This is a genomic window from Carboxylicivirga longa, assembly GCF_050589825.1.
Classification (GTDB): domain Bacteria; phylum Bacteroidota; class Bacteroidia; order Bacteroidales; family Marinilabiliaceae; genus Carboxylicivirga; species Carboxylicivirga longa.
Genome location: NZ_JBNGOZ010000010.1, coordinates 48,064 through 72,458, shown reverse-complemented (window position 1 = coordinate 72,458; position 24,395 = coordinate 48,064). Strand labels below are relative to the sequence as shown.

Annotated in this window: 23 protein-coding genes; 19 read left to right on the top strand and 4 right to left on the bottom strand. The window is 41.3% G+C overall.

Going from position 1 to position 24,395, the window contains the following annotated elements; genetic code table 11:
• Window position 1 precedes the first annotated feature (1 nt).
• Window positions 2–865 (bottom strand): RteC domain-containing protein, encoded by an 864-nt coding sequence (locus ACRD7A_RS10475; RefSeq protein WP_430811055.1) that lies wholly within the window; start codon window positions 863–865, stop codon window positions 2–4.
• A 289-nt stretch (window positions 866–1,154) separates the two neighbouring features.
• Here ACRD7A_RS10475 and ACRD7A_RS10470 point away from each other — a divergent pair, with 289 nt between their 5' ends.
• The 19 genes from ACRD7A_RS10470 to ACRD7A_RS10380 all read left to right on the top strand — a co-directional run bounded on the left by ACRD7A_RS10470 (window position 1,155) and on the right by ACRD7A_RS10380 (window position 17,740).
• Window positions 1,155–1,490 (top strand): helix-turn-helix domain-containing protein, encoded by a 336-nt coding sequence (locus ACRD7A_RS10470; protein ID WP_430811056.1) that lies wholly within the window; start codon window positions 1,155–1,157, stop codon window positions 1,488–1,490.
• Window positions 1,487–2,326, top strand: coding sequence for a hypothetical protein (locus tag ACRD7A_RS10465; protein WP_430811057.1), 840 nt, complete (start codon window positions 1,487–1,489; stop codon window positions 2,324–2,326). Before ACRD7A_RS10470 ends, ACRD7A_RS10465 begins: the two co-directional genes overlap by 4 nt.
• Complete coding sequence (locus tag ACRD7A_RS10460) at window positions 2,310–2,975, top strand: P-loop NTPase family protein (RefSeq protein WP_430811058.1); 666 nt, start codon at window positions 2,310–2,312, stop codon at window positions 2,973–2,975. Before ACRD7A_RS10465 ends, ACRD7A_RS10460 begins: the two co-directional genes overlap by 17 nt.
• 32 nt (window positions 2,976–3,007) lie before the next feature.
• On the top strand, window positions 3,008–3,316 hold the full coding sequence (locus ACRD7A_RS10455; protein ID WP_430811059.1) for a hypothetical protein: 309 nt from the start codon (window positions 3,008–3,010) through the stop codon (window positions 3,314–3,316).
• Between the two features lie 715 nt (window positions 3,317–4,031).
• Window positions 4,032–4,415, top strand: coding sequence for a hypothetical protein (locus tag ACRD7A_RS10450; RefSeq protein WP_430811060.1), 384 nt, complete (start codon window positions 4,032–4,034; stop codon window positions 4,413–4,415).
• Between the two features lie 39 nt (window positions 4,416–4,454).
• The gene (locus tag ACRD7A_RS10445; protein ID WP_430811061.1) at window positions 4,455–4,763 is read left to right on the top strand and encodes a DUF4134 domain-containing protein; all 309 of its coding nucleotides are present in this window, start codon (window positions 4,455–4,457) and stop codon (window positions 4,761–4,763) included.
• A gap of 4 nt (window positions 4,764–4,767) precedes the next feature.
• A complete protein-coding gene (locus ACRD7A_RS10440; protein ID WP_430811062.1) occupies window positions 4,768–5,088 on the top strand; it encodes a hypothetical protein in 321 nt (106 codons plus the stop codon).
• Between the two features lie 5 nt (window positions 5,089–5,093).
• Complete coding sequence (locus tag ACRD7A_RS10435) at window positions 5,094–7,484, top strand: TraG family conjugative transposon ATPase (protein WP_430811063.1); 2,391 nt, start codon at window positions 5,094–5,096, stop codon at window positions 7,482–7,484.
• Between the two features lie 79 nt (window positions 7,485–7,563).
• Complete coding sequence (locus ACRD7A_RS10430; RefSeq protein WP_430811064.1) at window positions 7,564–8,217, top strand: hypothetical protein; 654 nt, start codon at window positions 7,564–7,566, stop codon at window positions 8,215–8,217.
• Between the two features lie 10 nt (window positions 8,218–8,227).
• The gene (locus ACRD7A_RS10425) at window positions 8,228–8,947 is read left to right on the top strand and encodes a hypothetical protein (RefSeq protein WP_430811065.1); all 720 of its coding nucleotides are present in this window, start codon (window positions 8,228–8,230) and stop codon (window positions 8,945–8,947) included.
• Window positions 8,948–9,008: 61 nt separating this feature from the next.
• Window positions 9,009–9,944: a TraJ family protein gene (locus ACRD7A_RS10420; protein ID WP_430811066.1), complete on the top strand. Its 936-nt coding sequence runs from the start codon at window positions 9,009–9,011 to the stop codon at window positions 9,942–9,944.
• 156 nt (window positions 9,945–10,100) lie between these two features.
• Window positions 10,101–10,727, top strand: a complete 627-nt coding sequence (gene traK, locus ACRD7A_RS10415) for a conjugative transposon protein TraK (protein ID WP_430811067.1) — start codon at window positions 10,101–10,103, stop codon at window positions 10,725–10,727.
• A 22-nt stretch (window positions 10,728–10,749) separates the two neighbouring features.
• On the top strand, window positions 10,750–11,061 hold the full coding sequence (locus ACRD7A_RS10410) for a hypothetical protein (RefSeq protein ID WP_430811068.1): 312 nt from the start codon (window positions 10,750–10,752) through the stop codon (window positions 11,059–11,061).
• Window positions 11,045–12,202, top strand: coding sequence for a conjugative transposon protein TraM (gene traM / locus ACRD7A_RS10405; RefSeq protein ID WP_430811069.1), 1,158 nt, complete (start codon window positions 11,045–11,047; stop codon window positions 12,200–12,202). The genes ACRD7A_RS10410 and traM overlap by 17 nt, the downstream gene beginning before the upstream one ends.
• 20 nt (window positions 12,203–12,222) lie before the next feature.
• On the top strand, window positions 12,223–13,023 hold the full coding sequence (locus ACRD7A_RS10400) for a DUF4138 domain-containing protein (protein ID WP_430811070.1): 801 nt from the start codon (window positions 12,223–12,225) through the stop codon (window positions 13,021–13,023).
• Window positions 13,024–13,087: 64 nt separating this feature from the next.
• A complete protein-coding gene (locus tag ACRD7A_RS10395) occupies window positions 13,088–15,007 on the top strand; it encodes a type IV secretory system conjugative DNA transfer family protein (protein ID WP_430811071.1) in 1,920 nt (639 codons plus the stop codon).
• 32 nt (window positions 15,008–15,039) lie between these two features.
• Window positions 15,040–15,723, top strand: coding sequence for a DUF3945 domain-containing protein (locus ACRD7A_RS10390; RefSeq protein WP_430811072.1), 684 nt, complete (start codon window positions 15,040–15,042; stop codon window positions 15,721–15,723).
• Window positions 15,724–15,924: 201 nt separating this feature from the next.
• Window positions 15,925–16,302 (top strand): plasmid mobilization protein, encoded by a 378-nt coding sequence (locus ACRD7A_RS10385; RefSeq protein WP_430811073.1) that lies wholly within the window; start codon window positions 15,925–15,927, stop codon window positions 16,300–16,302.
• 4 nt (window positions 16,303–16,306) lie between these two features.
• A complete protein-coding gene (locus ACRD7A_RS10380; protein WP_430811074.1) occupies window positions 16,307–17,740 on the top strand; it encodes a relaxase/mobilization nuclease domain-containing protein in 1,434 nt (477 codons plus the stop codon).
• 306 nt (window positions 17,741–18,046) lie between these two features.
• Here ACRD7A_RS10380 and ACRD7A_RS10375 read toward each other — a convergent pair whose 3' ends face one another.
• The 3 genes from ACRD7A_RS10375 to ACRD7A_RS10365 all read right to left on the bottom strand — a co-directional run bounded on the left by ACRD7A_RS10375 (window position 18,047) and on the right by ACRD7A_RS10365 (window position 24,279).
• Window positions 18,047–19,609 (bottom strand): sulfatase, encoded by a 1,563-nt coding sequence (locus ACRD7A_RS10375; protein WP_430811075.1) that lies wholly within the window; start codon window positions 19,607–19,609, stop codon window positions 18,047–18,049.
• Between the two features lie 30 nt (window positions 19,610–19,639).
• Window positions 19,640–21,583: a beta-N-acetylhexosaminidase gene (locus tag ACRD7A_RS10370; protein ID WP_430811076.1), complete on the bottom strand. Its 1,944-nt coding sequence runs from the start codon at window positions 21,581–21,583 to the stop codon at window positions 19,640–19,642.
• Between the two features lie 104 nt (window positions 21,584–21,687).
• Window positions 21,688–24,279: a LamG-like jellyroll fold domain-containing protein gene (locus tag ACRD7A_RS10365; protein WP_430811077.1), complete on the bottom strand. Its 2,592-nt coding sequence runs from the start codon at window positions 24,277–24,279 to the stop codon at window positions 21,688–21,690.
• Window positions 24,280–24,395: the final 116 nt, after the last annotated feature.

Genomic DNA, 24,395 nt, shown 5'->3' with positions numbered 1-24,395 from the left:
GTTAATTTATATCCTCTTCTATCTTAATGTTTAGTCGTTTTTTCAGCTTATCTAAATAAATAGTTTGGTTATCGCGGAGGCGGATATCCAGATAAATACGATAAAAGTCCAAGTCATCAATATTAAATAAGAGGCAAAAATATTTAGCCAACTCTTTAATTTCAACATTGCCATTATTGATACTGCCAGAATAAGTAATTGCATAGATGATTTCTGTTATTGCAGCTTTCGAATCAGTCCAATGGAAAGGTGATTTTGTCAACCATTCTTCTAATGATTTAAAGCGTTTCTTCTTGAGGGCCTTTAGTTTGAATAACTCACTTTCCAGAAAATGAATTATCTTTTCATGAGCTTTGAACTCTGCAAATAGATAATCTTTGCTGGTTGCAAAATCACTATCAACAATCGAATATGGGTGATAGCTGTATTCTTCGATTTTAAGATTGCAACGAACAAAATAGTATTCATCTATTCTTTGAGTACCTTCAGAATTATAGTAGGCGTAACATTTGTAGTTTTTTTTCAGAAAATGGTTGAATTTTTCCAGTTTCTTAGTCAGGAACTCTTCTTGCACATAAATGGTACAGATAGGCCTGTGTTCATTGGTGTTTTTTAGGTAACAATAAAATAATAAATCACCAAGAACTGTAGGCTTGATATACTTAAAGAAATAGATTTCATCTTCTTCAGATTTGATACATCCATCCATAACCTTTTGTCGAAGTCTTTGCAAGTAGGTTTTACAGATACGTATGCCATTATCAACAAGTGTTTTTAAATCATCTTTCTCAATGTTTAAGTTACTGATTTCTTTTGAGTACTCATCCAGAATAGCTTTACAGTCTTCGTTTAACTGATTTTTCATAAGGTTTGGTTTAAATATTTGGTACTGTTATCAAGCCGTAAAAATAAGTGACTAAGAATAGGTAGAGTTGAACAAATGTTGCGTTTGGATGAATGGATAAATAATTCAGATTAAAATGGAACAAAAATTGGATGAATGATACTTATCTACTGATAAGTAGTGCGCAAGCAATTGAACTATTGTATCATTTTGAATAAAAATTTTATCCCAAGTTGGGAACAGGTTGGTAATTTTATTCAAAACTCCTTCTGAACTTAGCTGCATTCATTTTCAACCAAATTAAATTGCTATGACACTAAAATCAGAACAAGAAATGAGTTATGAACATGCGCGGATGTATCGTAATCAGATTGTGACCATCGGTGACCTGAAAGATTTCAAAGAAGATTTATTGCAACAACTGAGCAAGGTGGTGGCCGAAAATCTAAAACCCACTAAAAAATGGATGAAAAGTGCCGAAGTCAGGAAGCTATTGAGTGTTTCACCAGGCACGCTTCAAGGTATGCGTGATAGGGGTGAGCTATCCTATACCAAGGTAGGTGGTATTATCTTTTATGAGGTCAAAGACATCCAAAAAATGATTAGCAAAAACAAAGTATCTGCCATCACACGCTTTGCCCAATGAACTACATCCGGCACCTGAACCATGTATTGGAAAGCTTTATAGAGGATGAGCGCATTATACCCCGTCATGTCAGGATGTATATGGCGCTGTTTTTCCTGTGGAATAAACTGAAGTTCCCGGAAATCATTCATATTGTGCGGAGTGAATTGATGCTCTTATCCAAACTTGGCTCCATGAAATTCTACCATTTAACCTTGCGGGAACTGCATGAATGGGGCTATATCGATTACCGGCCATCCAAGAGTTGTTACAGATGTTCAGGTGTTAAAATGCACACATGTTTCAATAGTGATACAAGTAGTGATACAAGTACTGACACATCCGGTGAAACAACAACTGCATGTTCCACTGCTACAAGCACTGAAACAAGCAGTGCACCATCTAGTGCTACGAGCAGTAGTACAAGCAGTGGAACAACTAGTGAAGCCATTAATATAAACAGTAATAAAACAATTATAAACCATACAAACAGTAAAGAAACAATAGAAAACAAGAGTGAGCACGCACGCGATGCTCACCCCACCCACATTCAAAATGAAGAGAGCTCTTTGGATAAAAAAGACGAAGCTAGGCCCAAGGGTTTTCAAAAGCCCACATTGCACGAGTTACAAGATTATTTTGAAGACAGGGAAGCCCCGACTGCAGAAGCTCAGCGCTTTTTGAACCATTTTGAATCCAACGGCTGGAAAGTCGGCGGTAAGAGCCCCATGAAAGACTGGAAAGCAGCAGTGCGTAACTGGATACTCAACATGCAAAAATATCAGAGAGGAAAAGCAGAACACGAGCAAAACCCCTTATCGACCTTAAATGACAAAGACTATGGCGAGCCCCTCTAATAGCATTCGATGGCAAAAAGATGGCTGGATACACTACAGCTTTAATGCCTCACTGGCCTGGATAGAAGCCGCTGGCAAGAAACGTTATGGCGAGCATTTTAAGTTGCAGAAAAAAGACCATGCCATCATTTACAAGCTACTGGTCTATGCCATTGGCGACAAGGAAAACATGCAAAAGCAAGGCTTGCATCCTGATAAGGGAATCTTGGTGTCAGGGCCTGTGGGCTGCGGAAAAACAAGTTTGATGCACTTAGTGAATTACTTTTTCCCGCTTGAGAAACGCTTTACCATCCTATCAGCGCGGCAGCTGACCTTTAGCTTTGTGCGTCAAGGTTACCAGGTCTTGCACAAATACAGCAGTGGTTCCTACCAGTTTCGATGCAGTGGCTACCATCCCAAAACCTACTGCTTTGATGATATCGGCATCGAACGTCCGGTGCACTACTTTGGCAATGAATGCAATGTAATGGCTGAAATACTATTGAGTCGTTACGACCATTTTATCCATAAAAAGATGATGACTCACCTGACCACCAATCTCTCGGCCTCTGAGTTGGAAGGTTTATACGGCAACCGCCTAAGAAGCCGCATGCGTGAGATGTTTAACCTGGTGAGTTTCGACCGTGCATCGGGTGATAAACGGCAGTAGAAAAACTCAATAATACTTACTATTTTTGCCCCATGAATGAAGCGAGCGATGATATTAGTGGGATAGTCAAACAGCATATACAGGCCATAGACCTGAAGGCTGAGGTCATCCTTTTATTTCCTCAGGGCAAGAGTCACAAAGAAGAGATACAAATTTATGTACTGACACCTCAAAAGGTGGATTTTGAAACCGAGCAAAAGTATCTTAAAGCCTGCTATCAGGTAGAGTTAGCCTCAAAACTGAACCTATCCATTTACATCTACTTCAAAGAAAAGTGGCACCAACAACTATCGGGAACACCCATTTACCGAAAGGTCAGTAGTGAGGGCATCCTTTTATAAGGGCACTTCCCCGGGCCCATTGGGAAAGACAGAATGAAAGTAGGTAAGTAAATAGTGAGAGCCTTTTAGCCACCATTCCCCAAAGCGCCCTGACGCAAAGGCCTCCCCATTATAGGCCTAATCGTTTCATCGGCTCGCTTAGCCTGCCTTAAACCCGCAATATTTATTATAAACTTGATTACGCATTGCGGGTTTAACCCATCCTAACCAGGCTATGCTCGCCTTTTCAACAACCAGGCCTGTTTCGTAAGCTATTTATCAGTGATGCCCTTTTTTAAGCCATTGCATTAGATATCGCGCCCGCAAAGGTGTGACGGGAGGTGTGATGTGCAAAAGCGATTTTTATGCAGAAAAATTGATGCGCATGCTTTGTATCAAGCGGGTGAAACACAGGTGTATTTCCATAGGTTTTCAAGTCAAATATCAATGGTTTTCTTTAATTGCAGAAATACACCTAAGTTTCCCACCTCAAGCGGTTATGCCCATCAATTTTTGCTTTCTGCAAAGAATTTCCTTTTGCAAATGACACCAATCCCTATTCATAAAGTGGCTTACGCGATATCAAAATGCCCCATACCATATCATTTGAAAAGAATTTATACCAAGTTGGGAACAGGTTGTGTATTTTATTCAAAGAGGGGTTGGAACTTTGTCATGTTCATTTTCTGAAAGCAGAATAGAGCCGTTAACACATTGTTTCATTAACACAAAACCCATGTTCGGATTAGAAACGATTAGCCATTGGCAATTTATCAAAGCCATCGCCTTGTGTCTGGCCGGTTACTACATCATTTTACTGCTGTACCTGACTTTGAAAAAAGTGAATGAGTCACAGACCAGCAGTTTTGAAGCCGAAGCACTACAAGCCAATAAGGCGGGTTTCGATAGAACAGAAGAACCAAGTACCAAATCAATCAGAGCCAGCGATTATCCCTCTGTAGCCACCAGCTATGTGGAGCAGGATGAGCAAGACCTGAGAGTCACCATGAACCAGGAGCCGGACTACAGCGGTTATGCTCTGGATGCCATCCAAAATACCCAGATGGCCGATAAAGACGCCTTCTTGAATAACATCGAATACGAACTGCAGCACAGCTGATTTCTAAACACACAAATACTCATTAAATACCATTGCACCATGAAACGACAAAACATTCTTAGAAGAAGCTTACTAATTTTATTTTTGCTAGCACTGCCCATCAGCACCTTATTGGCGCAATCGGCACAAGGCATCGATCAGGCCACCTCCGAAGTGCAATCCTACGTAGACCCCATTGCCAATCTGATTATAGCCATTGGCGCCGTGGTGGGACTCATCGGTGGTATTCGCGTCTACATCAAATGGCAGAGTGGCGATCAGGATACCCAGAAAGCCTTGATGGGTTGGTTTGGAGCCTGTCTCTTTCTCATTTTGGTAGGAGTTGTAATCCGGGCATTTTTCGGTTAAAAATATGAAGGGCCAACAAATGTATCGCATCAGCAAGGTAGATACCCGCATCTATGTCAAAGGCTTTAGTGGCGTACTTGTGTACAAAGCCATGTATGCCATCTTAATGGCGCTTGGTGTCTTTGTAGGGCTCTACCTGCTGACCAGCCCTTTTGTCGCCCTTTTAGTAGTGATGCCAGTACTAATGATGGTACTGTATCGACTCAGTAAAATACAACAAACCCTTGGGCCGGAAGGCTTCCAAAAGCAACAAAGTGCAAAGAAGCTGCCCCATTTTATCAGCATCAAACAAGAGCTCAGTCAATTTATCAATCTTAAAAGCTAAGCACCATGAAAGTCAAAAGTATCACAGACACCTTGCCTGTACTCGGTTTCGATGGCGATATCCTCTTATCCAATAATCTGGATATGACCATTGGCTTGCAGCTTCAGTTGCCTGAGCTGCTGGCTTGCAGTGAAGAGGCGCTGGAACGAATGCACGATACCTTTCGACGACTTATTGCCATGCTGCCGGCCGGTACGCTCTTACACCGTCAGGATTATTTTATTGAAAAGACCTTCCAAAATCAGGAAGCGCAAGCTTCTTTTTTAAGCCAATCCTACCTGAAGCATTTTACAGGCAGAAGTTACCTGCAACATGAGGCCTATTTGTTTATCTCCCTTATGAACACCGGACTCTTGAAAAGCTACCTGTGTTCCAGCCTGATTCAGCCGACTAATACCAAGAAAAAGTCCCATCATCAAGCAGACAAGCTGGAAGAAGTGCGGGACAATGTGATAGCACAACTCAAACAAGCGGGTATTCCAAGTCGGGTGCTCAAGGCAGAGCAACTGACCAACTTGATGCAAAACTACCTGAGCATGGAGTTTCAGAACGAGCCATCGATGCTGGGTAATCTGGATTTTCGTGATCATCTGAAAGTGATGAATCATTTTGTGGAGTGCTACAGTTTGAGCGACTACAATCATGTACCCTCAGAAGTTAGTTTTTCATCGACTCATGCCGGTACTAAGCTACCTGTTTCCATGATATACCCCATTGCTTTTGGACTGCCATTTTCGCACATCACCAACTGCTTTATCTACAAAGGCCATCAGAATATCTTAAAAACCCAGTTGGAGCAGGCACACAAGAAAATCTACTCCCTGAGTAAATTTTCAACTGAGAACAAGCTTAATGCAGAACTCATCAGCCGATTTTTGGAAGACGTGCAGCAAGGAGGTGAACCCATCGTGCAGCTACATGCCAACCTGATGCTCTTTGATGAGTCACTGCAAGGCTTAAAGCGCAAACGCAGTGAAGCCAGCACTGCCTTTTCACAGATGAACTGTTTGCCTTACCGTCATAGCTTTGACCTGCCCCTGATGTATTGGGCAGCCATGCCGGGTAGTACGCAACTACCCGAAACGGAGTTGATGTTGATGCAAAGCGCAGAAGCCTGCTGCTTTCTGAACTTTGAAGGCGCCATCCAAAGCAGTGATTCACCTTTTTATATGCATTTTTCTGACCGGCAAAGTGGCTGTCCGGTCCGGGTTGATATCTCGGATGAGCCCATGGCGAAACACCAGATTCATAACCGCAATAAATTGATTATTGGTGGTTCCGGCTCGGGCAAATCCTTTTTGACCAATCACCTGATGCGCCATTATGCCGAGAGTGACAACTGCCATGTGGTATTGCTGGATGTGGGCCGTAGCTATGAACTGTTGGTGCACTATCTGAATGACCACCTCAAGGATAAAGGTGGAGCCATGCATGTGGAGTTTACCGAAGAGACCCCCATCTCTTTTAATCCTTTTGTGCTGACCGATGGCTTGAGCACCGAACGCAAGCAAACCATCTTATCTGTTTTGTACACCATCTACAAACCCAACTTGTCGGAGATTGATAAGGACGTGATTGCCCAATCACTGACCGCTTATTATAAAAAGCATAGCAACAAGCATAGTTTTAACAGCTATTATGAGTTTGTACAAAGGTGGATACCCCAGTTGGTGAAGGACAAAGGTCTGATGTTTAACTGTGGTGAGTTCTTTTTTATCCTGAGTAAATACTACCGGGGAGGCGAATACGATTACCTTTTGAATAAACAGATGCAGACCGATGAATTTTTCCGCTGTCCTTTTATTGTGTTTGAGCTGGATAACATCAAAGACCATCCCGTGATTTTCCCGGTGGCCACCCTGATTATCATCGATATCTTTATGCAGAAGATGCGCCGGCTGAAAGGCACCCGTAAAGTTATCTGCATTGAAGAAGCCTGGAAAGCCATTGCCACACCCCAGATGGCCGATTACATCAAGTACTTTTTCAAGACCATCCGTAAGTTTTTTGGTGAAGCCCTGGTGGTGACTCAGGAGATAGAAGATGTGTTATCCAGTCCTATCATCAAAGACGCCATTATCAACAATGCCGATACCAAAATCTTGTTGGACATGCGTAAGTTTGCCAATAAGTTTGAGACCATCAGCCAGGTGCTGGGATTAAGCCCCTTTCAGAAAGAGCAAATATTGTCGGTCAATAATAACCTGCCGACCAAACGCAAACTCAAAGAATGCTTTATTGGGCTAGGTACCTATTCCCGGGTATTTGCTGTGGAAGTGAGCCGGGAGGAATACTATTGCTATACCTCTGAAGAAAAGGAGAAAGAGCACATCAAGGAACAACTGCAATACTACGACAGCTTTATAGAGTTTCTGCAAAGCTATTCAAGCCCCTAAGACAATGGGGCTTCAGGAAAACTCTGCGCCTCTCAGTCTCTGTGTTTAATCTATTTATCAACGAAATAAATCATTCACCATGAAAATCATCCACACCTTTATTCTATCAACCACCTTATTGTTATTAGCCAATCAACACCTAAGTGCTCAGGCACCTGTTACGGATGTAGGGGCAGGTATTCAACGCGAAGCCCTCTGGACACAGGAAAAGGGTATCCTGAGCAAGATGAATTGGTATAACCTGCTAATCAAAGCTCTGAATGGCGATATAAAAGGATTGACCGGGGAGCTATTGGGCATCGACCAACAACTGCTGGATGCAGTGGAGAACGTCTCCGGCCTTATAAAAGACTACAAGCGTATACAGGAAACGCGGCAGATGCTCAGCAAGATATTGGATATCTACACCGATAAAGTGCCCATGTTGATAAGGGACAACAACTTTACACCCCAGCAAGCGGCAGCCATCCTGCAGGCTTTCGATATCATTCTGACCGACAGCCGTGACCTGGTCACCGAAGTGCTGAATACCATCACCATCGACAAAGCCTTTATAATGGATGATAAAGCGCGCTATGATGTGATAAACGGCATCTACCGACAGGTACATCGTCACTATGGTACCATCTGCTACCTCTACAATAAAATCCTCTATGCCTCTTATATGAAGAGCTACCAACTAGGGGACCTCAAGACCTTCGCCTTTTACTACAGCCTGTATGAAACCAATTAAATTATCAGTTATGAGAATAAGGAATATAATCACGCTATTAATACTTCTATTAGTCATATGCGCAAGCCTCACTGAAGCTCAAAGTGCTTTTGCCATAAAGAAGTGGAAAGGCCGTTATCCACGTATGAACAACGACTACCCTGTGTCCTTTGTTTGTTGGAAAGGCTGGCTACCACCCGTACCACACTTTTTTGTACGTATCTACCCAACGCACTATTACTACTATCTGAATTCATTACCGGTTTATGATGCCAAGAGCTATTTAAATATGGGGCTTTATGATGGGCTTAAACTGGTGCTAAAAAACATTGATAAAGAAGCTCTTCAAAAATCCATGGAAGAGGTGAGTGGCATCCAAGTAAATCAGCTCATTCATCAAGGCATAGAGGATGTCTTGCGACAAAGTCGACTAACTGCCTTACCCGATATCTATCAAACAAGTGCTGTTTTCTACGAGGCCATTCAAGCATTGGATGGACTTAAACAAGCTAATGTTTCGGAAGACATCACTGAAGGCTTTGAACGAGATATTCAGAATTATCTGGAAGAATTGCTGTTAATTAATCAGCTGGATGCTGAACAAGGGGGTAAAGTACAAGCCATGGCAGACATTAATCAGTCCCTTCGACAACTCACGGGCACCATTCATTATACAGCACATAAAATCGCGAGTTATCAACAGCAGAGTCAGCCATGGACTTCTAGTCTAAGTTTCTTAGGCAGTTTATAATATCCTAAATGCTGCTGAAAAAGGCCATCTCAATAGCAAGTAAACTAAAAACACCAGCACCATGAATATTGAAAACTTCTTTGAATTCACCGATAGTCTGATACAAATAGGCATTGACCATGCGCGCTTGTTGGTGGATATGGCCAGAGCCATAGGCGGCATAGCGGCCTTTTTGTATATCGCCAAGCGCATCTTTGAGCAGCTGATAGCTGACAACCCCATTATGATACTACCGCTCTTAAGGCCTTTTGCCCTTGTACTGGTCATCACCTTCTGGGGTGCTTTTATTCAGGTTCTGTTAGTGCCTACGCAAGGGCTGACGAACCTTTCGGAAGAAATATACAGCGGGCAGCAGCCACTGGTGAGTGAAAAACTGCAGGAGAAGCAAAGGGCCATCCTGATGACCGACCTGCCACTTTTTATGGAAAACGAAGAGAAAGAAGCCGACCTCTGGGATAAAGGCATCAACGTGCTGCTCACCACCTATAACATTGTGAGTGGACGTGCCCTGAGAAACCAAATCAGTTATTACATCATGGAAGGGTTGCGGCAGGTCACCGAAGTTGCCTTTGAAGTGGTGGTCTACCTCATTGCCTTTTTGCGCACCATCTTCTGTGTGCTCTTGGTCATTTTTGGCCCTTTGGTGTTTGCAGTATCCATCTTTGATGGTTTTCAGGATAGCTACCTGCAGTGGATAGCCCGTTTTATCAATGTGAACCTTTATCTGCCCATTGCCTTAATCATCCTGTCCTTGACACAGCACCTGCTTATCTACGTGCTGGACTTTGAAATTAACCTGATTAATTCCATGGGCATGTACCAGTCTTCCCTCTTTTTTGTGTCTGGCCTCATTGTGCCGGTATGTGGTATCTGTGGGCTGGTGATGGTACCTAAAATTGCTACCTGGGTGGTTAATGCTTCAGGCACCAACACAGGAGGTGGACGAATGCTTCGCACCGCCGCCATGATGGCCGTCTCCAAAGGTGCGCTAAAGTAGGGGCGAGGCGCCCCGGCCAATCATTGATTTACATGATGGGAAAAGGGAGTGTAAAACCTGGAGAAATGCTCATAAGGAATAAAAACCTCTGCGTCTCAGTGTCTCTGCGTTCAAACTTCTAAATGTCTAATATCTAAGAATCTATTAATCTAAAAGATGAAACAACTCATCCATATCCAACGCCAGTTTCGTTACACTGTTTATGTACTGCTGGTGACCACCATCCTGTCCATCGGGGCAGGTATTTATACTTATGTGACATCACTGCAATTGGTGAAGCAGTCGCGCCAGAAAATCTATGTATTGGATAACGGGCAATCCCTCTTACTGGCATTGAGAGCAGATATCTCAGAGAACCGCTCGGCAGAAGCCCGTCATCATGTCAAGCGCTTTCATGAGCTGTTCTTTACCCTGGAGCCGGACAAGGCCTATATCGAAAGCAACATTCGGGAAGCTCTTTATCTGGCAGATAAAAGTGCCATGAAGCAGTATCGCACCTTCAAGGAGAATAACCTGTATAACCGGGTGATAGCCTCAGATATCAGCATGACCCTGCAGAGCGACTCTGTGACAGTGGATTTCTCCACCTATCCCTATCGCTTTAAGTATTACGGCAAGCAGAAGATCGTGCGTAAATCCAATACCACCATCCGTCAATTGATATGCAGGGGACAGCTTCGAAACATCTCCAGGACCGATAACAATACCCATGGCTTTTTAATCGAAGGCTGGGTGATTGAAGATAACAGTGACTTGCAAACCACCAGACGAGCTAATTTTTAAGAATAACCATAAAGAAAATACCATGAAGACTGATATTAAGCATAAGGTAAAACGCCTGATTCAAAAAGTAGACCAGCAGGATAAAGGCCTCAGTCAGCATAGGCGGAAAGTCAAATGGATAGCCATTCTGGGCACACTCTTTACGCTCTACCTGCTGTCGTTTATGAAATCCCACTTACGGATGGCGCATCAAGTAATGAAGATAACTGGGAAAAGCATAGTAAGTGATTCGCTAGAAGTCGATAGCACACAATTATCTAACAGCCCTTATTCCATGCCTGTCGATTCCTTTGAACAACTATTAAACCAACACATCCATGAAAACGCAGATTAAAACAAACAAAGCACTCTTTATCCTGCCGCTGGGACTCTTGCCCTTTGTCGTGCTGATATTCTATATTCTGGGCGGTGCGAGTGGACAGAACAAGCAAACAACTCCTAATGATAATGGCGGTGCCAACTATCAGCTGCCTGATGCCAATCGTAACATTGCCATAATGGATAAGCAGGAAGCGTATGAGCAGATATCAGCTGAAGAACCACAAAAGCCTGTCAAGCTAAATATTGACACCACACAGGTATTAACGCCATTGGAAGTAACGGAAAAGGTGCCAGCAGTGAATGTGAATGAAGTCTTGCTGGCTCATGTGAAAAGACAAGAACAATTATCCAGACAAGCTCTGCAAAATCAAACGCAAGGCATCCATCAAAAGAGGGAAGAATCATTAAGTGAGGCAACTAAAACGCATTCTCAAATATCAGGCAACTCAGTAAGACGTCAAGTAAGAAAACAAACCATTAAGAGAACATCACCCTCAAAAGTGAGCATGGGTGATGGTTCAAGCATTGAGTTGGAAGAATTAACTGAGCTGGTAGATGCACATGAACGACTGATGCAGCAAAACGATTCCTTAAGTCGGCAACTGCATCAGGCCCAAATCATCGTGAATCAGCAATCTCAAAAACAAACTTTTTTTGAAGTCCAAATCTTATCCAGCGGTGGTTTTGAACCAAGAGAATTGCTAAGCTCCAGTATCAAAGCACAAGTGGTAGAAGACAGCAAAGTGCTAAGCGGAAACCGGGTGATGCTGCGCCTCTTAAACGATACATACATCAATGGGAAAATCATCCCTACAGGCACTTTGATTTATGGCCTTTGCAAAACAGATAATGAACGACTGCAGCTATTGGTTTGCAGTGTGCCTTATCAGGATGAATTTTTGCCAGTCAGTTTAAGTGCCTATGACCTGGATGGTATTCGTGGCCTTTATGTCCCGGATAATGTCAATCTCAGAGTTTACAAAGACGTCGCTGGAGATGTCAATCCATCCATTTTGATGACGCCATCGGATAATCCCTTGTCTTATATGGGTGTCAGTGCTGCGGCGGACCTGAGTAAGACCATGATTAAACGCGTCAAACTAAAGCGTGTCTACCTCCGGAAAAATACTGTGCTGATTCTAAAAAATGATTAATCCTATTAAAAACTACAACAATGAAAACGCCGATTATTACAATACTGCTACTGTCCCTATTTATCAGCCTAAAGGCCCAAAATCACATTCAGGTAGCTGAACACTCAACGGTTCATCTACTATGTCCGGTAGCGGTGAGTTATGTGCAAGTAGGCAGTCATGCCAAACTAATGGCTGAGCCAGTTCCTGACTATCCACATGTGCTGCGCATTAAAGCCGTTGAAACATTTGCAGATAGTACTTCACTAACGCTTGTGTGCGGCAATCAATTGTATGCTTTTCAAGTCAGTTACAACAGTCAGTGCCCTTTGCAGCTTAAACTCTATGACTTTAAAGGGGAGGGACTAAAAGAACAGCCCAATACCAACATGCCCTTGCATCAACTGTTGGCCTGCATGCACCAGCTACAGATTCAACAAGCAAGTAATAGGCCAATTCAAAGCCTTAAAAAGCACCGTATTGAACTATCCTTGGATGATATACGCGTTCGACAGGGTTTGCTCTTTGTCAGGCTCACCATTTTTAACCACTCCAATCTGATTTATAATACAGAGGTCCCAAGCCTATTGATGCGTGATAAAAAGCCTAAGAAGGCGGCCAATGTGCAGGAATATGGCATCGAGCCTATCCGTACATCATCATCCGAACTAAGCATTCAACCGCAGAAAACACAAACGCTGGTATTGGTATTTAAAAGCTTCTCCATTCCCAAACACAAAGAGGTGGAAATAAGCCTGCGGGAGCAAGTGTCTGGGTTTACCGGCCGTGACCTTAGTCTTAGGTTTGGACGAAAAGCCATTGATAAAGCCAAGGCACTTTGATGAGTCAGGCATGACAGCCATAAATACCCAAATTAAACAGTAATCTAAAAACAGAACAAACACCATGTCACAAACAGAAGGAAACCAACTGATTCGCCTGCATGAAGCCTTTCGCTTTATCAGCTACTTCTTGCTCTTGCTGTCTTTTTACCTGACCTGCATGGACTTTTTTGTGGCACAGGACTTCTATTTAGTGGGTTTGGAGTTTGTATTCACAAGGTTGATGCAACTGACCTTTCTCTCAGAAATTATTCCATCCAAACTATTAACCCTGGGCATGTTGCTAATTACCTGCATGGGCACCAAAGCACAGAAAGAACCGGAGCTCAAAGTAGCGACCATTGTTTTACAGATTCTATCCGGCTTAAGCATTTATTGGGGGAGTCTGTACTTTTTACCGGACTACGTATTGGCTTACCTATTGACTTCCCTCATCGCTTTTGTGATGGTGAATGTGGGCTTTGATAATGTGAGCAAGCTTATTAGTGTCAACCTGATGAAAGACCGCTTTAATACTGGCAACGAAAGCTTTTGGCAGGATGAAGCGCTTAGAAGTAACGACTACTCCGTAAACCTACAAAGTGAGTATATCTACAACGACAAACGTCGTCAGGGCTGGATCAATGTGGTCAATCCCTTTCGTGCCAGCATGGTGATTGGGACGCCCGGCTCCGGTAAATCATTTGGCGTGGTACAGCCTTTTATCTCGCAACACCTTCGAAAAGGTTTTTCCATGTGCGTCTATGACTTTAAATACCCTGATTTATCAGCCTTGGCCTATACGCAATACCAACGAGGCAGAGTCAATGGTCTATTGCCGGTACACACGCAGTTTTGTGTGATCAACCTGGATGATATCACCAAGAGTCTGCGTTGCAACCCACTGGCGCCAGAACTGATGGATAGCCCCATTGATGCCTTCGAAGCTTCAAGAACTGTTCTGTATAACCTGAACCGAGAGTGGATACGCAAACAAGGGGAGTTCTTTTCCGAGTCAGCAGTGACCTTCTTTGCCGCTGTTATCTGGTTTTTAAAACGCTATGAAGAAGGGAAGTTCTGCACCTTGCCCCATGCCATTGAACTTTTGCAACTGGATTATGATGACCTCTTTGAAATCATGGCCACCGAGCAGGATGTGGTGAATATCATCAACCCTTTTATCAATGCTCATCAACGAGGAGCCAGTGAACAGTTGGAAGGCCAGTTGGGCAGTCTGAAGATCGCCATCTCAAAAATCATCACCCCAGAAATTTACTGGATATGTTCAGGTAATGATTTTACTCTGGATATTAATAATCCCGATTCACCCAAGGTGCTCTGCCTGGCCAATAACCCTTTGCGCATTGAAATCTATGGAGCCGTGCTGTCCCTGTTTATCACGCGCATGCTGAAAATCATCAATAAGAAAGGGCAACGGCCTTCTTCTCTTATTTTTGATGAGCTACCTACCATTTACTTTAGAGGTTTGGATACCTTGATAGCCACCGCACGGAGCAATAAGATATCAACTCTTCTGGGTATCCAAACCATTGACCAATTGGTGCGGGATTACGGCAAAGAAGCGGCCAATGCCATCCTGACCAATATAGGCAATGTGTTTTCCGGTCAGGCCACAGGTGATACAGCCCGATACATCCAAAGCCGTATGGGGAAAGTGTTGCAAGAACGCCAATCGGTGAGTATCAACCGGGCTACTCAGTCATCCACCATCTCCACCCAAATGGACTACCTGGTGCCGGAAGGCAAGATAGCTACACTGCCACAAGGTTATATGGTGGGGCAGGTAGCCGATAGTTTTGAACAGCCCATCCCCAAAAAAAGCTTTAACGCACTTATTAAACCAAGTCTTATCAATACTCAAAAAGAACTAAGTATGCCCGACTACTACCACTTTGATGATAAAGAGCAAGTGATGGAAGGGAACCGACTGCGCATCCACAATGACATCCAGGAAATCTGTCAGCAGCGGATGCGACCGAGCTAAAAAAGACAATTATTAACCCCTTAAATATAGAAATGATGGAACAAAAAACACGTTATGGACTCAATGAAGTGCCCCTGGAGAAACTCGAAAAAATGGGCATCAAACGCGACTTTGTCGATAAGATGGAGAAGAAAGAACTGACCGACTTCCTGAATGGTTTTCGCTCCCAGAAGCTGTACACGGTCAGTGCAAAGATTAACGATGAGAACTACCGCATTCCGGCTAAGATTCGTCTTCAAAAGGAAGAGGGCGAGATGAAGGTACGCATTCATCCCATTCAACGATTACACATCCCGGATAGCTTTATGGGGCATGCATTCTCCAAAGAAGAAAAAGCGGCCTTGCTGCAGGATAAAAACATTGGCAAAGCCATCGAGCTGCAGGATTTTAATGGCAAGAAGGATAAGTATTACATCGGCATCGATGCCAAGACCCATGAGATTATTCCGCTGAAGCAAAAGAATATCCAGGTGGCCGATAAAATCAAGGGTGTTACTCTGACAGATGCTCAGAAAGAAAAGTTATCCAACGGGGAGAAAGTGCAACTCAAAGGCATGACCGGACGCAATGATAAGAAATTCTCAGCAACACTTCAGATTAACCCGGCTGAGCGTAACATAGGTTTTAGCAATTTCAAACAGGAGAAAGCGGCGACTCAGAAGCAAGAAAAATCCGAAACACAGAAGCAAGGAAAAATTGCCAAAGTGGGTGGCTGATTATCGCTAATTCATTGTCGGAAAAGGAAAAGTAGAAACGTTTGCTTTTCCTTTTTTAATGCTGATTCTCTCTGAAAAGAGAATTAAGAAATGACTCTTACGAAGTGGATGCAAGATGTGTTTTTTAGTGCCTAAAAAACGAAAGTACTTGCCCGGTGGGACTAAAATAAAACAGAGCTAAAAATTAAGAAATTATTATTGATGGCACACAAAAAATCCAAGGAGCAGCGACGCACGATTCAGTTTAAGATACACCTAACTACAACGGAAAAGAAACAGATTCTAGAAAGCGTCAATCAGGAGAAATACAACTCCATCAGTGATTATGCCCGTGAACGCCTTTTGAAAAAACGCTTGGCAAAACGGATTACTGTCAGTGATGATTACATCCGGATATTTAAAACGATGGATTATAACCTGACGAAGATAGGCACCAATCTCAATCAGATAGCTCATAAGCTCAATGCGTACAATACCTATGTATTAACTGAAGATGACCAGCAAACCTTCAAAGCGTGTTTTGAGCAATTGAAAAGTTGCTATCAGGTTTTGGGAGAGCACCTTCGAAAAATCAAATAAAACAATGGTGATAAAAATTCATCAGACCGAATCAACAAAAGATGCCTTCTATTATAATGAGCAAAAGGTGGAGGAGGATCATGCCCGATTTCTTCATAGCAGGAATACCAATGAATTGACACCTTTTGTTTATTCCCAATCTCAACGCTTGGAGCAATTATTAGCCATCGAAAACGGTAATACACGTTGTCGAAATAAGTGTTTTCATGTATCGGTCAACCCAACGCCAAAGGAACTCGAAAAGTTAACAAAAGCTGGCATTAAAAAAGAAATTGATGCCTTTATGAAAAACATGGGCTATGGCCATCAGCCTTATTTTGTGTATGAACATGCAGATTTAAAGCGCACGCATTTTCATATTGTATCTACCCGCATTGATGCAAATACAGGAAAGAAGATTAGTGACAGCAACGAAAAACGAAAAGTTAGTCAGTTTATACAAGAGTTGCAGCAACGATATCAATTGGAAACAAGTAAAATAAAGCCTGAGAAGGTACAACTGATACCAACTGTTAACAATACTAATATGCATGAAAGTATTCAGCAGGTAATTAAACTTCTGAATCGTTCCAATGTCGCTAACCAGCAAGAATACCTGGATATACTTAAAGCTTTTAACCTGGAACTCTATCAATCAGAGCAAGGGCAATCTATATTAGTTAAGGACCAGGATGGACGAACCTTACGCCATCCTATTTCATTATCCCAATTTAAAGAATCACCGAACTTAAAAGACACTCTAACATCTGAAACCAATGAACAACTACAACAAGAATTGAAACTGAAGACAGAACGGATACTTAAGGAGCTGAATAAAAGTTATCGATTCTACACTAATATAGAATTACGAGAGGCTTTTATCAAGCACAATCTATTACCCTACAAACTCACAAAGAATGGCAATATAAACATCTATTCGCCCTTGGATAAGACAGTAGTTGATGCCCAATTTTTGCTGAAGAAAAATAAGATGCGTTTGCAGCAATTTACCCTCAGTAATGATCGGTTTTATGGAATCATTCGGGAATTAACAGAGCAGAGGCAGCAGGCAAATTATGCTGGTGTTGAGGCTTTAATTGATATAGAAAAATCAGTTTTGAATAATGGTGAGAATAGAAAAATAGTTCTAAAAGAGCTGGATTTAGAAGCTTGTGAAATATACAACCAACTGGCATCTCAGTTTGATGTTAAGGAGCAAAAAACAGTTAAAAAGGCAATACAGTCACACTTAGAATATATAGCAGTTAAAGCCATGGATAAAGTACAGAATCCCTCAAAATCATATCAAGAAAAACAAAGCAGGAGTTATTGGGAAAAGCTGAACTACCAGTTTATGATAGAGCTTTTGAATTATCAGGATTGGCAGAGAGGAAAGGGCAGCAATAAAAGAAAAAGTATTAAAAATCACCAGCAAAGACGAAAATGGAAGCGATTTTAGTTTTATGAAACCACTGTTTGGTGAGACATTTAATTCCTCCGTAACAAACATTGTCATTGACAGTCTCATAAACTGGCTTTATTAATGGTGTAGGTCTTCAGCTTAATTTGGACAGATTGGTATAAAAGTTAAGAGATGAATTCCTATTTTATAAACCAATAAAAGTTCAATAATGAAACAGAAGAAGCAGATTGTACAATTGAAGATATTGGAAACGAAAAAAGAGACGACATTGAAAAAAATAGCCCCTAATGGTTATCAATAAGGGCTATTGTAATTTTTTATCTTAGTCTTTTTCTGTTTGTTTTAGTTAAACACTTCGTCAGGCCATAAAGCTTCTTTTCCACTTTCTTTAAAACTAGGTCGTTGAGCTTCTACGCTACGTAAGTAGTCAGCTAGTTTTTTTGCCAGTTCATGGGTTTTATCTGGATTGGATGAGTTAAGATTATTGGTCTCTCCAATATCCTCTTTAATATTATATAATTCGAAATTGCCAGTTTTATACCAGTAAATCAGCTTCCAGTCATCCTCCCTGATTGTACTACATGTACCAATTCCAGGACCACTGTGACCCCATTTATTTGGATAGTGCCATATCAGAGCGCGGTTATTGCTGGTGTTACCATTTTGTAATAACATGGGTACGAAGCTAAGGCCATCAATTGTTTGTTTAGTTTGGTAATCGATAACATCTGCCATCTCAAGAATTGAAGGATAGAAATCTTCAATCATTAAGTAATCGTTACAAACAGAGCCTGCCTTCACTTTACCAGGCCATTTAACGAGCATGGGTTCTCGAATACCACCTTCGTAGGCCGAGCCTTTTCCACTTTTTAAGGGTGCGTTCTGAGTGTGCAATACACCACCCCTATCGTGAGCGCTAAGGCCGCCATTATCTGACATAAATAATACGATGGTGTTATCGGCAATTCCCTTTTCTTCCAGGTAATTCATTAAATCTCCTAAACTAGCATCCATACCTTCCACCATTGAAGCGTATTTGGCCTCGACATTGTCAAGACCTTTGTCAAGGTATTTTTGGTAATAACGATTATCAGCCTCAATTGGAATATGAACGGTGTAATGCGACATGTATAGGAAAAAAGGCTTCTCTTTGTTTAGTGCACTGTCCATGGCTATTTTAGCCTCAATGGTTAATGCTTCAGTCAGGTTGATGTCTTTTCCATGATACTTTTCCAATCCTGGAACTGCCCAATGATTGATTGGTTTCCCATTTTTATCATGTCCAAAGTTTTTTAAACCTTGAAAGGAAGCTGGTGCCCCCGCTGCATGACCAGCAATATTAACATCGAAACCTAATGCCATTGGGTTTTCAGATGGTGTACCAATGGCTCCAAAATGTGCTTTACCTGAATGAATGGTATAATAACCATTTTCCTTTAATACCTGCGGTAAAGGAGTAACAGCTACTGTATTTTCAATAGAGTCACAGGCTTGAACTCCATTTACATTCCATTTAGGAAAATCCAAAACATCATCTTTTGCATCAGGACCGGCATTACGCTTTAAGGTCCAGTTAGTCACCTTGTGACGTGCAGCATTCATTCCGCTCATCAAGCTAACACGTGTAGGGGAGCAGACAGCACAGGCATAAGCTTGTGTAAACTTCATTCCATTGGCAGCTAATTTTTCCATATTTGGTGTATGGTACTTTTCATTCAAAGGGGTTTTCTCAGTCCAAAATGGTACCGATGTATCCTGCCAACCCATGTCATCAACCAAAAACATGATGATGTTAGGTTTTTTTGCCACTAAGTTGGCCTTTTTAGAAGAGCAGGCCGATAAAAGCAAAGCGATGAGAATGAATGGTACTAACTTGAGGTTTCTGTTGTATTTAATGTGTTTCATTTGTATTGGTATTTTTAATTAAGCGAGAAATTAGTTAATGGTGTAAGCATCCATTACTGGCTTAAATTTCTCTAAACTTTGCTGTAAGCCACCCGGACGGTTACGCTCAAGCCATAGGAGCTGATAATCGTGCAGGATTGATTTTAAATCACTTTGCAAATCATATTTTACCTTATCTGAGGCCTTTGATATTTTATTATCATGTAAAGTAAGTCTTGCCTTTGCCTGCAATGCTGTATGTTTTGCAAATTGGGCAGCCACCATAAGTTCTTTTGCCAGCAACTCATCTTCCTGATTGTATTTGTTACAGTTTTCGAGCACCTTGATGATAGTGGTTAATTTATCTATAACCTTGTGTGTTTTTTTGAGGTTGACATGAGCAAATCGCTCTGTTGTAAGCAGGCTGTCAGGTTGTAATAGCATTTCATAAAACGTATTAACATACCTTCTTAGGTCTTCATCGTACAGTTTATAAACATGCCCCAGTTCTATAAGTTGATGAGCTATTTCTTTATTGCCACTTTCAATAGCATGGTTAGCTACAGCTTGCTCAATGTTTAGTTCCATGTTTTCGTTAACACTCCAGCTTAAAGCGGCCCCGTACATCAGCGGAGGATAACTAATAGCATACGGTTGCCAATGCCCATGATCCCCCCAGTCGGTGTTTAAATAACCGATGGCACCGTGTTGTTTTCCGGCTATGGCTGCCTTCTGTTGGTTTTCAAGGGCATTGGGCAAACGTCCTATAAATGATCGCCAGCTGGAAGTTCCTGGGCAAACATAGAATGGTACGCCAGCTTTTTTCATTTTCTCGCAATTTTTATCAAACGGATACCAATAACGATAACCCCATACCATGCATGTGATGTTATCAGGAAGACGGTGTAAATCTTTAGGGTAGTTTAAAATGATATCAGCCCACATTTGTGGTTCATAGCCTTTGTCATTCAGCGTTTGTGTGATTTCAGACATGTATGACAGATAGACTTCTGATTTGCCGTGTTTATCACATTCTTCTTTTGAGCGACCATAACCAAGTTCCCATGGTTCGTCACCTCCAATATTTACACTCTTTGAACGGAAGTTAGGTAGTAGTTCATCATATAACCCATTGACTAGCTCCAGTGAGCCTGGATCTACCGGATTAAATGTCGTCCGTTTCCTTTCATGTCTTTCGCCATTAGGTACCACATGTACTAATTCGGCCAAGTGTTGATACTCTTTGTGGTCAAACCACTTTTCCATGTGCCCAAGAGAGTTCTGATTAGCAATCAATTCAATGAAGTTAGCATGGCAATAGGCATCAATGGCAATTATATCCTCAGCAGTATAAGGCGAGTAACCTTTCCATACCTTTTCGTGATTTTGATAGGCAAAGGTATGCTCGGTATACAACTGAACCTGATTAATTTTCCAAGAAGCAAATTGGTCGATGTATTTAAAAAGAGTGGTTAAAGTTGGAACTTTATCGCGGCTGATATCAAGCATGATACCACGATTGGTATAATCCGGATGGTCTTCAATATGCAATTGCGGAATGGCACCAAACTGCTTGGCATAGTCAATGATTTGTTCCAAGGTTTTAATGCCGTTATTAAGTCCTTTCACATCATTACCTGTTAAACGAATGCCAGACGCATCAATATCAATTTTGTATCCTTGAGTTGGAGCATCCTTCTTATTCAAAATGGCTAACTCAAGTAAAGGCTTTTCACCATTAGCCAATTGATGAGTTAATTCGCATGATATGCCAATGTCAGATAATTGCTGTTTAACTTTTCTTGCTAAGTTAGTAATTCTGGCATCCTTTATTTCTGGAGATATAAGCATGCGACCTTTTACGATTCCCAAATTACCTTCGTTGCACGAAATGTGTTTTGGCACAGGCATCAAGTATTCAGTAAGCGGTACTTTGGCCGAGGATGAGATAATGCAGGCGTACAGGGCTGCAACTATTAATACAAACTTCACCATGATTTTATTTTATTAATTGATTAACGTATCGTGTATAATTGTATTCGTTGTAGAATATAGAATATGGTAAGGTTAGTCGTGTAATAGTGGTTTTGTAGCTATCTTCAATTATGATTGATCATTAGTTTTGATGAAACTGCTTTTCCCTCATTGAGTGTAGCTTTTACAATGTATAAACCGCCAGATAATGCAGAAACATTAATATTGCTGATATGATTAACGTTTGAATAATGTCGGTTAAAAACCGTTTCGCCGTTTTGGTTAATGATTCGTACTTGTTTAATAGAACTTGCTGAATCAATACTAAAAGATTGGTTAGCATGATTGGGATAAATAGTTAGATTGTTATTATCAATGTTAGTAATACTTGTTGGCTGGTTTGTTCCTTTTAACTCTAGCTGAGTAATCGTAGAATCAACATTGGCGTTGATAATGGTATTTAATCCTCGGAGTAAACATTTTGAGTTATTATAATCTAAATCAGTGGCTGAATCCCAATACATAACGCCTGCACAATTATTATTGCGAGCAAATAGTGTTTTTTTAATGATTGTTTTCTGGCCGTTAAATATGACTTTCTGAAGCTGATCATTCATTATTATTTCAGCTTCGTCAGCTTCTGGATTAATATCCGGGATTTGCTTTAAAACCGTATTGTAACCAACTTCTGTATGGTCGGCTGCATTGCCATAAAACGGTAAGCCTATCACCAGTTTATTGGCAGGTATACCATAATTGGTTACTGTTTGAAAATCCTGTTCTGTCCGTTCGTAGGGAAACAGATGGTTTTGTGGCCCGTATACTTGAATGGAAATGAAGTCACAAGCGTCAATTGCAGGCTGGCTAAGCTTATAAAAGAATGAATGTAAGGAAACGCTCAGGCATTTGTCAGCCGGTAAAACAGCATCAATTGCTTCAATCGTTTTACTATAGTTGGCCCACTCATCTGGCGATTCACACCATTCAAAATCCAGATCGATACCATCCAACTCATAGGTTTCAACCATTGTTTTTACATTATTAGCAAAAGTTTCACGTGTCGCCGATGTTTTGATCATTTCTTTCCATTGCTCTTTGCCCATAATGCTAAAACGCACTTGAACATCGCTCAGCTCTTTCACAGCTTGTTTTAATCGCTGTAAGTCATATTTGATGTTTTTTATATCTTTAGCTGGTGTGATGCGGTTGTTTACTTGCCAATAGCCTGTTAATAAACTGTATTCCCACCAATGACTTGGTACTTTTTTATACATTAACTTGGTAATTGCTTCAGGTGTTTGTGCTATTTTCCACAATCTGATTTCATCGATTTTACCCTTAAAATTTTCACCAATAATAAAGTCCCCTTCAATTTTGGGGCAATTGGTAGCAACTAAACCATTATTTCTGTTGAACCAGTGCTTAACAGGTACAGCATCAATGCATATCTCAAATTGCTTAAATGCGCCGGCGCTTCCATTGTAAGCTACCGCAATGTGATGCCATTTGCCGGTCGATAATTTATTATCTGCAACAGCGTAGGTATTGGTTCCGTTGTTAACGTGGATGTTTATAGATTTACTGGCTTCAGTTCCTAAACTAAGCGATGTTTTATTAAGCCAGTCCAGTGTTTTATGGAAGATGAAGCTTCCCTCCACCCATTCATCAATGTATACCCATGCTTCGAATGTAAATTGCTTAGCTCCTACATTGGCTGCCTGATATAGAAGCCCTTCACCGCAATTAACTTTTGAGTTTTGCCCATTAAACTGAAGCACACCACTTCGTCCATCAAATTGATCCAGATAATTAACGTTCGAAAGAACACCATCATTATCCGGGTATTCGTTATAGATACCACCATCTTTTTTTACTGTAGTTGTACCAATAAAAAGGAGGTCATTATTATTATGGAGATATTCATCGCTTATTTGTCCTGTTTGAAAGCGATTTTGGCGAACGTAACTGCTGACAATTCGGTATTTAAAATTAGGATTGTTGCTTACAATATTTTTTGCAACATTCCCAAAAGCTCTTGCGTGGTAGTTCCCAGTGTAATCGTAAATATTGGTCAAAAGATCTTGATCACCTCGATAATAAACTTTGAGCTTATCATACAATTGATGGTATTTGTTTATGGTGTTATTGAAATCTAACTGTTCAGCAGTTAGGGATGTATTCCAAACTCTGAATTCGTCGATTTGGCCATTAAATCGACTGCCAATTTCCAGGTTTCCATTAGTAGTAGGAGTAGTTGATGGTAAGGAGTTGTTAACGGTAGAGTACCATTTATTGCCGGACTGCTCACCATCGATAAAAACGGTTAACTGCTCTGTTGAATCACCCTTATAAACAACAGCGACATGGTGCCACTTGTTAACAGAAATAGACGAGTTATCCAGGGCCATATAGGTATTTGTACCATTTGACACATGTAGATAGATACGTTTGCTGGCATCAGGCCCCAGCGTCATACTTATCTTAGTTTTCCAGTCTGCACCCTCCTTTTTAAAAAGTATAGCGCCTTCGTTCCATTGATTGATAAGTATCCAAGCCTCAATGGTAAAAGCAGAGGTGTTGTTCAATGCCGCCACATTGCCGGACGAAATTTTTGATTCTTGCAGTCCATCAAAGCTCAGACATAAATTTTTAGTTTGGCTATTTATGTCGGTTAAAAAAGCTAAAGCTATAAGAATGAAGATTAGATTTTTTTTCATGTTAAGGGTGTTGGAGTTCAATATCAATGGTTATAGAAGACGACAGGTAATAGATATTTACTTGTATTTATTTCAATTAACGAGAGGCTTGGTATTTAAATTTTACTGATTAAAAT

Excerpts from the sequence above, each read along its gene's own strand:
- ACRD7A_RS10440 (WP_430811062.1), top strand. The coding sequence starts at position 4,768 with ATGAAGGGCCAACAAATGTATCGCATCAGCAAGGTAGATACCCGCATC.
- ACRD7A_RS10370 (WP_430811076.1), bottom strand. The coding sequence starts at position 21,583 with ATGGTGAAGTTTGTATTAATAGTTGCAGCCCTGTACGCCTGCATTATC.
- ACRD7A_RS10435 (WP_430811063.1), top strand. The coding sequence starts at position 5,094 with ATGAAAGTCAAAAGTATCACAGACACCTTGCCTGTACTCGGTTTCGAT.
- ACRD7A_RS10465 (WP_430811057.1), top strand. The coding sequence starts at position 1,487 with ATGAACTACATCCGGCACCTGAACCATGTATTGGAAAGCTTTATAGAG.
- ACRD7A_RS10470 (WP_430811056.1), top strand. The coding sequence starts at position 1,155 with ATGACACTAAAATCAGAACAAGAAATGAGTTATGAACATGCGCGGATG.
- ACRD7A_RS10385 (WP_430811073.1), top strand. The coding sequence starts at position 15,925 with ATGGCACACAAAAAATCCAAGGAGCAGCGACGCACGATTCAGTTTAAG.
- ACRD7A_RS10445 (WP_430811061.1), top strand. The coding sequence starts at position 4,455 with ATGAAACGACAAAACATTCTTAGAAGAAGCTTACTAATTTTATTTTTG.
- ACRD7A_RS10460 (WP_430811058.1), top strand. The coding sequence starts at position 2,310 with ATGGCGAGCCCCTCTAATAGCATTCGATGGCAAAAAGATGGCTGGATA.
- ACRD7A_RS10420 (WP_430811066.1), top strand. The coding sequence starts at position 9,009 with ATGAATATTGAAAACTTCTTTGAATTCACCGATAGTCTGATACAAATA.
- ACRD7A_RS10400 (WP_430811070.1), top strand. The coding sequence starts at position 12,223 with ATGAAAACGCCGATTATTACAATACTGCTACTGTCCCTATTTATCAGC.
- ACRD7A_RS10375 (WP_430811075.1), bottom strand. The coding sequence starts at position 19,609 with ATGAAACACATTAAATACAACAGAAACCTCAAGTTAGTACCATTCATT.
- ACRD7A_RS10365 (WP_430811077.1), bottom strand. The coding sequence starts at position 24,279 with ATGAAAAAAAATCTAATCTTCATTCTTATAGCTTTAGCTTTTTTAACC.
- ACRD7A_RS10410 (WP_430811068.1), top strand. The coding sequence starts at position 10,750 with ATGAAGACTGATATTAAGCATAAGGTAAAACGCCTGATTCAAAAAGTA.
- ACRD7A_RS10475 (WP_430811055.1), bottom strand. The coding sequence starts at position 865 with ATGAAAAATCAGTTAAACGAAGACTGTAAAGCTATTCTGGATGAGTAC.
- ACRD7A_RS10390 (WP_430811072.1), top strand. The coding sequence starts at position 15,040 with ATGATGGAACAAAAAACACGTTATGGACTCAATGAAGTGCCCCTGGAG.
- traK (WP_430811067.1), top strand. The coding sequence starts at position 10,101 with ATGAAACAACTCATCCATATCCAACGCCAGTTTCGTTACACTGTTTAT.
- ACRD7A_RS10430 (WP_430811064.1), top strand. The coding sequence starts at position 7,564 with ATGAAAATCATCCACACCTTTATTCTATCAACCACCTTATTGTTATTA.
- ACRD7A_RS10450 (WP_430811060.1), top strand. The coding sequence starts at position 4,032 with ATGTTCGGATTAGAAACGATTAGCCATTGGCAATTTATCAAAGCCATC.
- ACRD7A_RS10395 (WP_430811071.1), top strand. The coding sequence starts at position 13,088 with ATGTCACAAACAGAAGGAAACCAACTGATTCGCCTGCATGAAGCCTTT.
- ACRD7A_RS10380 (WP_430811074.1), top strand. The coding sequence starts at position 16,307 with ATGGTGATAAAAATTCATCAGACCGAATCAACAAAAGATGCCTTCTAT.
- ACRD7A_RS10425 (WP_430811065.1), top strand. The coding sequence starts at position 8,228 with ATGAGAATAAGGAATATAATCACGCTATTAATACTTCTATTAGTCATA.
- ACRD7A_RS10455 (WP_430811059.1), top strand. The coding sequence starts at position 3,008 with ATGAATGAAGCGAGCGATGATATTAGTGGGATAGTCAAACAGCATATA.
- traM (WP_430811069.1), top strand. The coding sequence starts at position 11,045 with ATGAAAACGCAGATTAAAACAAACAAAGCACTCTTTATCCTGCCGCTG.